This is a genomic window from Nonomuraea maheshkhaliensis (assembly GCF_039529435.1).
GTDB lineage: Bacteria > Actinomycetota > Actinomycetes > Streptosporangiales > Streptosporangiaceae > Nonomuraea > Nonomuraea maheshkhaliensis.
Map to the genome: position 1 here is coordinate 1 of NZ_BAAAMU010000211.1, position 10,970 is coordinate 10,970.

Below are 10,970 nucleotides of genomic sequence, written 5' to 3' on the forward strand. Positions count from 1 at the left end.
CCCAGTTCGCGTCGGCGGGCTGCGGGGCGCCCCGCGAGCCGGCCGCCGTGCCGGTCAGCGTCACGATCAGGAACGTGACGGCGAGCAGGACGATGACAGAGGTGACGGCGAGGATCCCTCGCCTGAGCCGGACGGACATGCCGATCCCTCCAACGGGAGGTGCCAGGGGCGGAAAGGCCGCCCCTCGGTGCGGAAGACACGGGAGAACAGCTCGTAGTACTCCAGGCGCAACGCCTGGATCGCGACCACCAGCCCTTCCAGGCCGAAGGCGACCGCGTTGCCCAGCAGGAACACCACGACCGCGCCGGGCGAGGGCCACAACCCGGCGGTGCCCTCCCAGACGATGCCGCCGATCGCGGCGTGCGTGAGGCCGAAGGCGGCCAGCCGGGCGAACGACGCCACGTTGGAGCCGAGACCGACGACCACGTCGAACAGTTCCATCACCGCCTGCGTGACCCCGCCGCCCTCGGCCAGGAAGCCTGCGAACACCAGCCCCAGCCCGGCCAGCGCCACCGCGATCCCGCAGCCCGTCAGCCAGCCGGACCTCGTGTACCAGCCACCGGCCACGAGCCCGATCCCGAGGAAGGCCGCTCCCCCCGCGATGCCCGAGCGGGCGTACAGCGCCAGCGGCCAGCCACCCTCGCGCCACCGGTTGACGCTGCCCAGCAGGTACGCCCCGCCGAGCAGCACCCCGCCGGCGCCGAGCGCGGCCAGCAGCAGCGGGATGGGCTCGGCCGCCGGCCGCAGCCAGAGCACCGGCACGAGCCGGGTGGGGCCGAAGAACTCGCCGTACAGCAGCCCGAAGAGCACGCTGGTCAACCCCGCCCCCGCCGCGAACGGCCACATCCGGCGCAGCCGCGGCCAAAGGCCCGACAACAGCAGCCCCGCCAGGACGAGCAGCAGCAGGCCGTGCCCGGCGTCGCCGAACATCATGCCGAACATCAGCACGTACGCGGCCATGGCCAGGGGAGCGGGGTCGATGTCCGTGTACGGCACCGCCCCGTACGTCTCCACCAGCGGGTTGATCGACCCGCGCAGCCCGCCGGAGCGTAGCAGCGACGGCGCCTCCACACCGCGCGGATGCGGAAGCGGCACCAGCGCGCCGCCCAGCGGAGCCAGCCGTTCCGCCAGAGGGGCCACCGCGGGCTGCGGCGTCCAGCCGGGAAGCGCCGCCACACCGTCGCGGACCACCGCCGCTTCCCCATACCCGTCCAGGTCAGGGCCGCCTTCGAACTCCACGCACCCGGCGTCGCCCACCTGCGCGAGCACGTCCCGCATGCGGGCCTCCGGAGCGGCCACGGCCACCCGTGACATCCGCACCGGCCGCCACCGCCTGCTCACCTCACGCCTGCGCATCGTCATCCCTCACCCCGCGCGCGAGGCGGGCCAGCGCGGCCCGCGTCCGCCAGGCATCGGCGGCCAGTACGGCCAGCGCGCCGACGACGGGTTCGAGCCTGAACGCCGATCCGGCCAGCAGAGCGTGGCCGTCGCGATCGATCCGCCGCCAGCATCGGACCTCGCCGCGCCACAGGTGTTCCGGCTCGTCCAGCCCTTCGAGCGCCCAGGACGCGGCCACCGGCAGGCGGGCGGTCATGTCGGGAAGCGACGGCGCATGCGGCGCCTTCGCTCCGAGCAGCGTCGTAACCCGATCCGATGCCCGCGGGTTCAGCTCGCGCCGCTCCAGGAACCTCTCCCTGGCCACGAGCAGCGCCGCCGCCCCCGCGGCCCACGGCAGCGCCGGATCGAGCGCCTCCGCCACACGCGCCGCCCAGGACAGGCGCATGCCCAACTGGATCTCCCTCGGGCCGTCACCGCCCGGATCGCCCCAGGCCGAGGAGGCCAGCGCCGCACGGAGCGCCTGCGGCGTGCCGGCCTGGCTCAACCGGGACCACGACGTGGCCAGCGACCCCAGCTCGAACCGCTCGTCCGCACCGTGGAGCAGGGCGTCGACGTTGGCGATCTCGAACCAGCGGGCCAGCAGTCGCAGCACGTCCGCCCCCTGGCGGGGCACCCAACCGGCCAGCACCCTGGAGTGCCACATCAACGTGGCCGCCACGGCCTGCTGGGCCCGCGCCGGATTCATGCCAGGACGGACGTCGTGACCGTAGGGGCCGGTGGACAGCGCCACGACGGCGGCCTCGAAGCTCCCGGCTCGCGCGAGCTGCCTGACCCCGGCCTCACCCAGCCGGCGCCGCACCAGGGCCCTCGCCCTGGTCGTGCCCGCGACCCAGGCGCCGCTCACGGCCGTGCCCCCAGTCCGCGGATCCGGTCGAGCACCTGCTCGACCAGGTACGGCAGCCGGGTTCGTGCGCGTTCGCGGACTTCCTGGGCCGTTCGCCGGGCCTCGTCCAGCAGCGCCTGGTTCTCGGTGAGTCTGCGGCCGCGGGCCGACGCGAGAGCGCCGGCGCGTTCGGCGGCCGCACGGGAACGCGCATCGGCGAGGATGGACTCGCACTGCTCGCGGGTGCGCCGTCCGGTCGCGCGAGCGTCTTCGGCGGCCTGCTCGCGCAGGTCCGAGCAGGTTCTCACCGTCTCCGCCAGTGCGGCGAAGACGGGTTCGAGCTCGGCTTCGCGACCGGCGCGCAGATCGGCCGGCACACCCGCGGGTGCGGCGGCGCCCGGCACTCCCGCCGGGCGGAACCGTCCGGCGAACTCCCGTAACCGCGCCATGACGGACCTCCCTTCACCGGCTCCGGCCGCCAGGCGGCCTACGATCGGATCCCCTCAGCGCCCGATCCCCGTGACGCGTTCCGATCACGGCATGCCGCTCAGGCCACGGGCGCCTTGCTCGTGTCGTCCGGCACGACCTCGACGCCGACGGAAGCGTCCGCGTTCCCCGCGTCTTCGATCCGCCGTTCGACACGGATGGTCCACTCGGCCCCGACGGCGGCCAGCCCGGCGAGCACGGTGAGGAACGGGGCGGCGACGAACGCAACGGCCCCCGCCGTCAGCGGGACCTCCATCACGGTGCGCCCGTGCGCGTCCTTGACGATGATCCGGCGCACGTTGCCCTCGTGCAGGGCGGTCCTGAGCCTGCGGGCGAGCTCGGCGCCGCGCACCTTGGCGCCTTCCTCAGTGACGGTCATGGTGACGTCCCTCTCTCGTTGTCCTGACTCCAGCCAAGAGGAAGGGCGGCCGTCGGAAGAGGGCCGAAAGTCGTCGCGGCCGGGCCGAAAGGCACAACGTGCCACGGCGAGCACCGGCTCGGCCCGCCGCCGGTGGTCACGGGCGGGTCGCCGGCGATGGGGCGGCCTGCCGTCGGGCCGCCCAGCGGCGCAGTTCGTCGGTGCCCCGGACGACGAAGGGGAAGACGGCGATGATGGCGAGCACGTCGACGGGCAGGGCGGCGGTGCCGAACAGGTCCTGCGGCGCAGGCACATAGATCAAGGCAGCGGTGAAGGCCAATTCGAAGGCGATGCCGCCGAGCAGCAGCGGGTTGCTGGTGAGCCCGACCTCACGGAGCGAGGCGTGGTCGGCGCGGGCGGCGAAGGCGGTGCCGACCTGGCAGGTGACCAGTCCGGCGAACGTGGCCGTGGTGGCGGTCAGATAGGCCTGGTTCGGCGGGCTCGCGGCCCAGCGCCAGCGCGGGGAGCGTCTCGGTGCCCAGGTCGATGGCCAGGATCTGGAGCACGGTCAGCGGCAGCGGGATCAACCCGCCGCCGAGCGCGAAGACGAGGAAAGGGACGATCTCCGGCACCGTGTGCGCGAAGCTGTACAGGATGAACTTGCGCACGTTGTCGTAGACGCGGCGGCCCGATTCGATCGCGGCGACGATGGTGGCGAAGTTGTCGTCGGTGAGCACCGTGGTGGAGGCTTCCCGGGCCACGTCGGTGCCGGAGCGGCCCATCGCCACACCGATGTGGGCGCGGTGGAGGGCGGGGGCGTCGTTGACGCCGTCTCCCGTCATCGCCACGACCTGCCCGTGCGCGCGCAGGGCGTCGGCGATCTTCAGTTTGGTCTCCGGTGACGACCGGGCGAACACGATCTCGGCGTCGCCGGTCAGCAACTCCTCCGGCAGCACGAGATCGCCCGGTACGACCTGGGTGGCCTCCACCGTCCTGGACCGGGAATCACGGATCACCTTGGCGCGCTCGGGCAGGTAGGCCGCCAGGGCCTCCACCGCTCGCTCGGCCTGCCGCTCCTGGAGCGACGCGAACGCCGCGTTCACCACGATCACTGCCAGGATCGCCCAGCCCAGCACCGGCGTGCCCGCCAGGAACGCCAGCGCACCGGCTGCCCACGACAGCAACGCGAGCGGATGGGCCAGCTGACGCGCCAACTCGCCGGCCGGTGAGGTGCGCTGGTGCCGCCGCACCTGGTTGGGCCCGTACACCGCCGGCCGCCGGGCCGTCTCTCGCTCCGACAACCCGCCGGGCCCCGTGGCCAGTTCCTTGCGCAGCAACGGCAGCGGTTCACCCGGATCAACGATCTGATCCGCGAGCCGGCCGGCGGCTTTGCCGCCGACGACGAACGATCCCCCATGCCCATGGTCCTTGCCCATCACAGTCCGTCGTTAGCCGACTCCGTATCGGATCCAAAAGTATGTGTCCGATATCCGGGAAATGGGCATGTGAAAACCTATGAAGGAGTCTTTTCGATGCGTTTCGTGCCCTCGCTGAGCGACGTGGCCGGCCAGGCGCCCACTTGATCGAGGCGACGGCCTGCTTCGCGGCCCAGGCGGGCCGCCATCTGCGCGCCATCGAGCGGGTGCTCGGTGTCGCGGCCGACCAGGAGCGCGACGGCTCCGAGGTGTCGCTGCAGACCGTCCGCCGCCTCGGGTACTGCTACGGAGGACCCGCCGCGCTGGACGGAGAGACGGCGTGCGCGGGACCGGACGTCGCCGCCAAGCGGGCCTCGGCGGGCGGCTCGCCGGAGACCGTGGTGATCGCCAACGGCGACGAGGGCGACCCGGGCTCCTACGCCGACCGGCTCCTGATGGAGGCCGATCCGGACCGGATCCTGGAAGGACCGGCACTGGCCTGCTTCGCCTGCGGGGCACGCCGGGGTGTGGTGCTGGTGCGGTCGGAGTACCCACGGGCGCTGGCGAGCATGCGGGAGGCGGCGGAGCGGGTACGCGCGGACGGTCACCTCGGCCGCCGGGTGCACGGCAGCGACGTGGACCTGGACGTCGAGGTGCTGCGGCGCCTGCTCGCCCTGCCGGGTCGGCTCTCGCCGGGGGCTGGAACAGGCCAGTCACGCGGCTCCTCCCGGCGACGACTACGCGGCCATGCTGAACGTGATGAGCAAGGCCGGCCTGTGCGCGTTCGGCCGCCGGCTGCCGCACGCCGTCCGCGGCCTCGTCCGCGCCTATGGCGATCGTCTGACGGGATGGGGCGGATGAGGGCCACCGTGGACGGCGTCCCCGTCACCCTTCCGGAGGACGCGACGCTGCTCACGGCCCTGCGCGCGGCCGGCGCCGACGTGCCCGCGCTCTGCCACGACGAACGGCTGACACCCGTGGGCTCCTGCCGGACGTGCCTGGTACGAGCCGGCGGACGCGATCTCGCGGCCTGCGTGACCCCGGCGGAGGAGGGCGCCGAGATCCAGGTTCACCAGGACGACCTGCCCGGCCTGCGCCGCGACGCGGTCGGCCTGATCGTCTCGGTGCTTCCCCCGTACGCGCTGGAGGGAGACGGCGAGCTGGCGCGCACCTGCCGGGAGCTCGGCATCGGCCCCGCCGACGACCAGCGCGGCGCGGGACGAGGCCGTGACCAGCGCGGCGCGGGACGAGGCCGTGACCGCAGTTTCCCGTCGAGCCGGGTCAACGCCCTGACCTCCGGTCACGCCGACACCGTCACCTCATGCCCCGAGTACAAGGTCACCGCCGTCCGCCTGCGCCAGGAAGAGAGCCAGTGATGCCCGCACCGATCGTCCTAGGGTTCGACGGCTCGCCGATAGCGCGGAGCGCGCTCGACTGGGCGGCCGTGGACGCCGGCCGCAGAGGGCTGCCGCTGCGGATCGTGCACGTCCGCGAGCCCTGGTGCGCCGAGCATCCCTTCGACGCCTCCACTCCGGACGACACCTTGACCGCCCGATGCGAGAGGCTGCTGGCCGGCGCGGCCCGGCGGGCCCGCGACTCGGCCCCCGAGGCGTCGATCTCGACCGCTCTGGTGACGGGAGCGGTGACCGAACGGCTGCGCACCGAGTCGGAGACGGCCGACACCGTGGTGGTGGGCAGCAGGGGGCTGGGCGGTTTCGCCGGCCTGGTGCTGGGCTCGGTCGGTCTCGGCCTGGCCGCGTGCGCGGCCTGCCCGGTGGTCGTGGTCAGGCGGATGCCGCGCGCGCCCAGCGGTGAGATCGTGGTGGGCTACGACGGCTCGCCTGCCGCGGACCAGGCTCTGGAGTACGCGGCGAAGCAGGCCGCGGCCCGCCGGGGGCGGCTGCGTGTCCTGCACGGCCTGCGCTACGCGCCCGTCGCCCCGCAACCCGTCGGCTTCGGGCCGGTGCCCGCCGACGACGGCATCGAGCGGCGCCTGGCCGATTGGCATGAACGGCACCCCGGCGTCGAACTCACCGTGTCCATGAGCTTCGAGCACCCCACCGCGGCTCTGGCCGCCGCCTCCCGCACCGCCGATCTCGTCGTCGTGGGCTCGGTGGGGCTCACCGGGGTGTCGTGCGCGCGGCTCGGCTCCGTCGGCCACGGCGTCCTGCACCGGGCACACTGCCCCGTCGCCGTGGTGAACGCGCCGGCGACACCGGTATGACGCCCTTGCCGCACGCGTCGTCGGCTCGGCCCGCTCGCCCGTCGCGGTGGTCCGTGGTGACGCCCGCCTTTCCCACGCGCCCTCAGCGGGTGTCGTCGTGCTTCCAGCTCAGCTGGTCGACGACGTCGACCACGCCGTCCACCCGGCCGGCCATCCGGACGGCGATCCTGGCGTCGCTGCGGCGGTCCATCCAGCCGGTGAGCGTCACGACGCCGCCGGCGACCGTCACCCTGATGCCGAGGGTCTCGATCCAGAGCGAACGTTCCAGCACGTCCTCGCGGATGGTGCGGGCGATGTCGGCGTCGGAGCGGGCGAAGACCTTCAGCAGGTCACGGCGGCTCACGATGCCGCACAGGGCGCCGTCGTCGCCGGTGACGACGAGACGCTTGACGCCGTGCTCGTCCATCGTCCGGGCGGCCCGTACGACCGAGGTGGTGGCGGGGACGGTGACGGCGGGGGCGGTCATCAGGTCCGCGGCGGTGTCGCCGGCGGCCTTGCGGCGCCTGCCCGCGCCCTCCGGGGACAGGCGGTGGCGCAGCCGGGTCTTCAGCGGCGGCTTGTAGCCCTCCTGGTAGTAGAGCTCGCGGAACTCCTCCTTGCACAGCAGGTCGGCCTCGGAGACGACGCCGAGGACCCGGCCGGCGTCGTCGACCACCGGGACCGAGCTGACGCCGCGTTCGATGAGCGCTTCGGCGATGTCCTTGAACGGGGTGTCCGCATGGACCGAGACGACCTCGCGGGTCATGACCTCGTTGACGGTGACGTACATCGTGTTCCTCCTTCGGGTCAGGCCCTCATCGCAGCGCGCGTGTCCCGGCGGTGGTAGGGGCCGAGGTCCCGAGCCCGGTCCCGCGCGAACGTGACGATGGTCCCGCCGGGGAGAGGGCTTTCTCCTCTGGGGACGGGGCGCGCCCGGGTGTGGCCTGGTGGTGTGGGACGGGGGTCCCATGGAAGGAGGCTGTGATGAACCTGCCTGAGCGGAGGGACATCAGGTTCCCGTTCCCGGAGTTGCTGGAGTGGATGGAGAGCCCGATGTTCGGGTTCCGCCCGTTCGGACAGATCGTCCGGGTCGAGGACTACATCGAGGACGGCCGGTACGTGGTGCGAGCCGAGCTGCCCGGGATCGACCCTGAGAAGGACGTCGAGGTCACGGTGAACGAAGGCACGCTGCACATCCGGGCGGAGAAGACCCGCAAGACCACCGAGCCGCACCGCTCCGAGTTTGCCTACGGAGCGCTCACGCGGACGGTGACGCTGCCCGCCACGGCCAAGACCGACGACGTCAAGGCCGTCTACCGGGACGGCGTCCTGGAGGTCAGCGTGGGGCTGACCGAGGAGAAGAAGGCCGAGGGCCGGCGGATCCCCGTCGAGCACTGACGCCTGGACGGGCGCGGGCGGCGCCCCGCCCGCGCCCGTCGCCTTGCTCGGGAGAGTTTGCCGAGGTTCGTGAGACACCCCGTCGAGATGAGGAGCCCGCCATGAGAGCGACTGTGGGAGATCGGCTGATCGTGGAGGGCACGTACGGTGGCAATGTCCGCCGGGAAGGCGTCGTCGTGGGGGTGGAGCATGCCGACGGCTCGCCGCCCTACCGGGTGCGCTGGCTGGACAACGGGCACGAGTCTCTTGTCTACCCGGGGCCGGACGCGCGCGTGCTTCCCGGCCGTCGATGACCGGCCGATCGATCGGGCCGGCGCCGCGACGGCCGCACCGTCAAATGCGCCCTGCGTCATCACCCTCGTAGCCGACCCGGACCCAGCGTGCCCGACCTCGACGAGTTCGTGGTGTACGTGAGGGCCGAGCTCGCCGGTATCAGCCGGCCGCGGCCGGTGCGGTCGAGGTTCGTTGCAGGTTCTCCATGCTGCGCACGAGGGCCAGGTTCGCCGCCGTCAGCGTGCGTACCTGCTCCTCGAGACCGTCGACCCGCTTCTTCAGCGTCAGCAGCTCCGCCTCGACGAGCGGCGCTTCCATGATCACGCGTCCACCGATCATGATCGGTTCACCTCCTGATGAGCCCATGGTGGCTCCCGTACCCGGCCGGGGACACCGGCGAAGGCCCTCACCCCGAGGGACCAATGGCACTGGCCGCCAGCGCCGCCGGCGCGGACGCTCGTACCGGACGCATGACGACGGCGCGCGACGGTGCCTGACTGACGGGATGGATCGGGATGATCGGGATGAAGGGCCGCTCGACGGTGGAGAGCGGCAGGACGGCGACGGGCCGGACGGACAGCCGGGCCATGCTGATGCTGGTTCTGGCGACAGCAGGCTTCGCGGTGAACTTCTGGGCCTGGGCGCTGCTCAGCCCCCTGGGCCCGCGTTTCAAGGAGCTGCTCGGCCTGTCGGCGCCGCAGCAGGCGTTGCTGGTCGCGGTGCCGGTGATCGTCGGCTCGCTCGGGCGGATCCCGGTGGGGGCGCTCACCGACCGGTACGGCGGCCGGGTGATGTTCCCGCTGGTGTCGGCCGTCACCGTCGTGCCCGTTCTGTTCATCGGCGTGGCGGGGCAGACGTCCCTGACCGCGCTGCTGGCCGGCGGGTTCTTCCTGGGTGTCGCGGGCACCGCGTTCGCGGTCGGTGTGCCGTTCGTGAACGCGTGGTTCCCGCCGCACCGGCGCGGGCTGGCGGTGGGGATCTTCGGCGCGGGCATGGGCGGCACCGCCATCAGCGCGCTGACCACGGTCGGGCTGGTCGAGCGCGGCGGCGCGGCCCTCCCGTTCGTGATCACAGCGGTCGTGCTGGCCCTGTACGCGGTCGTCGCGTGGCTGGTGCTGCGGGACGCGCCCGGGCGGAGCGTGGCGGGGCAGCCGCTGCTCGCGCGGCTGGCGGCCACGGCGAGGTTACCGATCACGTGGCAGGCGTGCCTGTTGTACGCCGCCTCCTTCGGGGGGTATGTCGCCTTCTCCGTCTACCTGCCTGCCTACCTGCAGACCGGGTACGGCCTGGAGCAGGCCGACGCCGCCTATCGGATGGCCGGGTTCGTGGTGCTGGCGGTGCTGATGCGGCCGCTGGGCGGATGGTTGTCGGACCGGATCGGACCTGTGCGGGTGCTGACCGGGGTGTTCGCCGTGGTCGCCGTCATGGCGGCGGTCCAGGCGCTGACGCCCGCGCTGATGCCGGTGGGCACGGTGGCGTTCCTGTCCATGGCGGCGGCGCTCGGCGCGGGCAGCGGCGCCACGTTCGCGCTCGTGGCTCAGGCCGCCCCGGCCGACAAGGTGGGGTCGGTGACCGGGCTGGTCGGGGCGGCCGGCGGGCTGGGCGGGTTCGTGCCGCCGCTGGTCATGGGGTTCATCTACGGCCGGCTCGGTTCGTACGGGCTCGGCCTGGCCCTGCTCGCCGGCACCGCCGCGCTGGCGGTCGTGCTGACGCTGACCGCGGTGCGGGCCCTGGCCGCCCGGCAGGCCCCCGCCGGCCGGCCGTGATCGCGCCCGGTCAGCGGGGCCCGGCGACAAGGCAGGTCAACGGGGTGGTTCCCAGCGGCCGGCGGGCCGGACCTCGTCCCGGCTGCGGTAGACGATGTACGGCCGGGTGAGATACCCGACGGGCGCGGTCAGCATGTGCACCAGCCGGGTGAACGGCCAGATCGCGAACAGCACCAGCGCGCTCAGCGCGTGCAACCGGAACAGCGGGGGCGCCCCCGCCATCAGCGCGGGCTCGGGCTGGAAGGTGAAGATCGACCGGAACCAGGGCGAGATCGTGGTGCGGTAGTCGTAACCCCCGCCGACGAGGTTGGCCACCACGGTCGCGGCCAGGCCGAGGGCGATGGTGAGCCCGAGCACGGCGTACATCAGCTTGTCGTTACGCGTGGTGGCGGTGAAGACGGGGCCGACCGTGCGCCGCCGGTAGACGAGGATGGCCAGGCCCGCCACGGTGGCGGCGCCCGCGACCGTGCCGAGCACGACGGCGGCCAGGTGGTAGAGCTCCTCGCTCACGCCGGCGGCCTCGGTCCAGCTCTTGGGGATCACCAGCCCGCCGACGTGGCCGAGCGCCACGGCCAGGATGCCGAAATGGAACAGCGGGCTGCCTATGCGCAGCAACCGCGACTCGTACAGCTGGGACGAGCGCGTCGTCCAGCCGAACTTGTCGTAGCGGTAACGCCACACGTGGCCGAGCACGAACACGGTCAGCGCCACGTACGGCAGCACCACCCACAGCAGGACGCTCATCGGCCCGCCTCCATCACCGCGTAGGGTTCCAGGCCGACGGCCTCCGCGGGCGGCCCTTCGGCGGCCACCCGCCGCGCCGCCTCGCGCTCGCGCGCCCCGGCCGGGG

At 73.1% G+C, this 10,970-nt stretch carries 14 protein-coding genes; 5 read left to right on the forward strand and 9 right to left on the reverse strand.

Features of this window, described 5'->3' with window-relative positions; all coding sequences use genetic code 11:
- Nucleotides 1-66 precede the first annotated feature (66 nt).
- The 6 genes from ABFX54_RS54395 to ABFX54_RS54420 all read right to left on the reverse strand — a co-directional run bounded on the left by ABFX54_RS54395 (nt 67) and on the right by ABFX54_RS54420 (nt 4,501).
- Complete coding sequence (locus tag ABFX54_RS54395) at nt 67-1,356, reverse strand: V-type ATPase 116kDa subunit family protein (RefSeq protein ID WP_346115204.1); 1,290 nt, start codon at nt 1,354-1,356, stop codon at nt 67-69.
- On the reverse strand, nt 1,343-2,242 hold the full coding sequence (locus tag ABFX54_RS54400) for a V-type ATPase subunit (RefSeq protein ID WP_346115205.1): 900 nt from the start codon (nt 2,240-2,242) through the stop codon (nt 1,343-1,345). The genes ABFX54_RS54395 and ABFX54_RS54400 overlap by 14 nt, the downstream gene beginning before the upstream one ends.
- Complete coding sequence (locus ABFX54_RS54405; protein ID WP_346115206.1) at nt 2,239-2,670, reverse strand: hypothetical protein; 432 nt, start codon at nt 2,668-2,670, stop codon at nt 2,239-2,241. The genes ABFX54_RS54400 and ABFX54_RS54405 overlap by 4 nt, the downstream gene beginning before the upstream one ends.
- Before the next feature lie 98 nt (nt 2,671-2,768).
- Nucleotides 2,769-3,086, reverse strand: coding sequence for a DUF4342 domain-containing protein (locus tag ABFX54_RS54410; RefSeq protein WP_346115207.1), 318 nt, complete (start codon nt 3,084-3,086; stop codon nt 2,769-2,771).
- Between the two features lie 136 nt (nt 3,087-3,222).
- Nucleotides 3,223-3,546 (reverse strand): cation transporting ATPase C-terminal domain-containing protein, encoded by a 324-nt coding sequence (locus ABFX54_RS54415; protein ID WP_346115217.1) that lies wholly within the window; start codon nt 3,544-3,546, stop codon nt 3,223-3,225.
- Nucleotides 3,455-4,501, reverse strand: coding sequence for an HAD-IC family P-type ATPase (locus ABFX54_RS54420; protein WP_346115208.1), 1,047 nt, complete (start codon nt 4,499-4,501; stop codon nt 3,455-3,457). The genes ABFX54_RS54415 and ABFX54_RS54420 overlap by 92 nt, the downstream gene beginning before the upstream one ends.
- A 143-nt stretch (nt 4,502-4,644) precedes the next feature.
- On the opposite strand from ABFX54_RS54420, the gene ABFX54_RS54425 reads away from it, so the two are divergent.
- Nucleotides 4,645-5,856, forward strand: coding sequence for a 2Fe-2S iron-sulfur cluster-binding protein (locus tag ABFX54_RS54425; protein ID WP_346115209.1), 1,212 nt, complete (start codon nt 4,645-4,647; stop codon nt 5,854-5,856).
- Nucleotides 5,856-6,704 carry a universal stress protein gene (locus ABFX54_RS54430; RefSeq protein ID WP_346115210.1) on the forward strand — a complete coding sequence of 283 codons (849 nt, stop codon included), beginning with the start codon at nt 5,856-5,858 and terminating at the stop codon, nt 6,702-6,704. The genes ABFX54_RS54425 and ABFX54_RS54430 overlap by 1 nt, the downstream gene beginning before the upstream one ends.
- An 82-nt stretch (nt 6,705-6,786) precedes the next feature.
- Here the strand turns inward: ABFX54_RS54430 and ABFX54_RS54435 are convergent, their stop codons facing one another.
- Nucleotides 6,787-7,473 carry a CBS domain-containing protein gene (locus ABFX54_RS54435; RefSeq protein ID WP_346115211.1) on the reverse strand — a complete coding sequence of 229 codons (687 nt, stop codon included), beginning with the start codon at nt 7,471-7,473 and terminating at the stop codon, nt 6,787-6,789.
- A gap of 194 nt (nt 7,474-7,667) precedes the next feature.
- On the opposite strand from ABFX54_RS54435, the gene ABFX54_RS54440 reads away from it, so the two are divergent.
- On the forward strand, nt 7,668-8,081 hold the full coding sequence (locus tag ABFX54_RS54440; RefSeq protein WP_346115212.1) for an Hsp20/alpha crystallin family protein: 414 nt from the start codon (nt 7,668-7,670) through the stop codon (nt 8,079-8,081).
- A 101-nt stretch (nt 8,082-8,182) separates the two neighbouring features.
- On the forward strand, nt 8,183-8,374 hold the full coding sequence (locus ABFX54_RS54445; protein ID WP_346115213.1) for a DUF1918 domain-containing protein: 192 nt from the start codon (nt 8,183-8,185) through the stop codon (nt 8,372-8,374).
- A 139-nt stretch (nt 8,375-8,513) separates the two neighbouring features.
- Here ABFX54_RS54445 and ABFX54_RS54450 read toward each other — a convergent pair whose 3' ends face one another.
- Entirely contained in the window at nt 8,514-8,693 is a 180-nt protein-coding gene (locus ABFX54_RS54450; RefSeq protein ID WP_346115214.1) for a hypothetical protein, read from the reverse strand.
- Between the two features lie 176 nt (nt 8,694-8,869).
- Here ABFX54_RS54450 and ABFX54_RS54455 point away from each other — a divergent pair, with 176 nt between their 5' ends.
- Complete coding sequence (locus ABFX54_RS54455) at nt 8,870-10,120, forward strand: MFS transporter (protein ID WP_346115215.1); 1,251 nt, start codon at nt 8,870-8,872, stop codon at nt 10,118-10,120.
- Between the two features lie 36 nt (nt 10,121-10,156).
- Here ABFX54_RS54455 and narI read toward each other — a convergent pair whose 3' ends face one another.
- Nucleotides 10,157-10,864 (reverse strand): respiratory nitrate reductase subunit gamma, encoded by a 708-nt coding sequence (gene narI / locus ABFX54_RS54460; protein WP_346115216.1) that lies wholly within the window; start codon nt 10,862-10,864, stop codon nt 10,157-10,159.
- Between the last annotated feature and the right edge of the window lie 106 nt (nt 10,865-10,970).

Excerpts from the sequence above, each read along its gene's own strand:
- ABFX54_RS54405 (WP_346115206.1), bottom strand. The coding sequence starts at position 2,670 with ATGGCGCGGTTACGGGAGTTCGCCGGACGGTTCCGCCCGGCGGGAGTG.
- ABFX54_RS54440 (WP_346115212.1), top strand. The coding sequence starts at position 7,668 with ATGAACCTGCCTGAGCGGAGGGACATCAGGTTCCCGTTCCCGGAGTTG.
- narI (WP_346115216.1), bottom strand. The coding sequence starts at position 10,864 with ATGAGCGTCCTGCTGTGGGTGGTGCTGCCGTACGTGGCGCTGACCGTG.
- ABFX54_RS54455 (WP_346115215.1), top strand. The coding sequence starts at position 8,870 with ATGATCGGGATGAAGGGCCGCTCGACGGTGGAGAGCGGCAGGACGGCG.
- ABFX54_RS54435 (WP_346115211.1), bottom strand. The coding sequence starts at position 7,473 with ATGTACGTCACCGTCAACGAGGTCATGACCCGCGAGGTCGTCTCGGTC.
- ABFX54_RS54450 (WP_346115214.1), bottom strand. The coding sequence starts at position 8,693 with ATGATCGGTGGACGCGTGATCATGGAAGCGCCGCTCGTCGAGGCGGAG.
- ABFX54_RS54395 (WP_346115204.1), bottom strand. The coding sequence starts at position 1,356 with ATGCGCAGGCGTGAGGTGAGCAGGCGGTGGCGGCCGGTGCGGATGTCA.
- ABFX54_RS54410 (WP_346115207.1), bottom strand. The coding sequence starts at position 3,086 with ATGACCGTCACTGAGGAAGGCGCCAAGGTGCGCGGCGCCGAGCTCGCC.
- ABFX54_RS54420 (WP_346115208.1), bottom strand. The coding sequence starts at position 4,501 with ATGGGCAAGGACCATGGGCATGGGGGATCGTTCGTCGTCGGCGGCAAA.
- ABFX54_RS54445 (WP_346115213.1), top strand. The coding sequence starts at position 8,183 with ATGAGAGCGACTGTGGGAGATCGGCTGATCGTGGAGGGCACGTACGGT.
- ABFX54_RS54430 (WP_346115210.1), top strand. The coding sequence starts at position 5,856 with ATGCCCGCACCGATCGTCCTAGGGTTCGACGGCTCGCCGATAGCGCGG.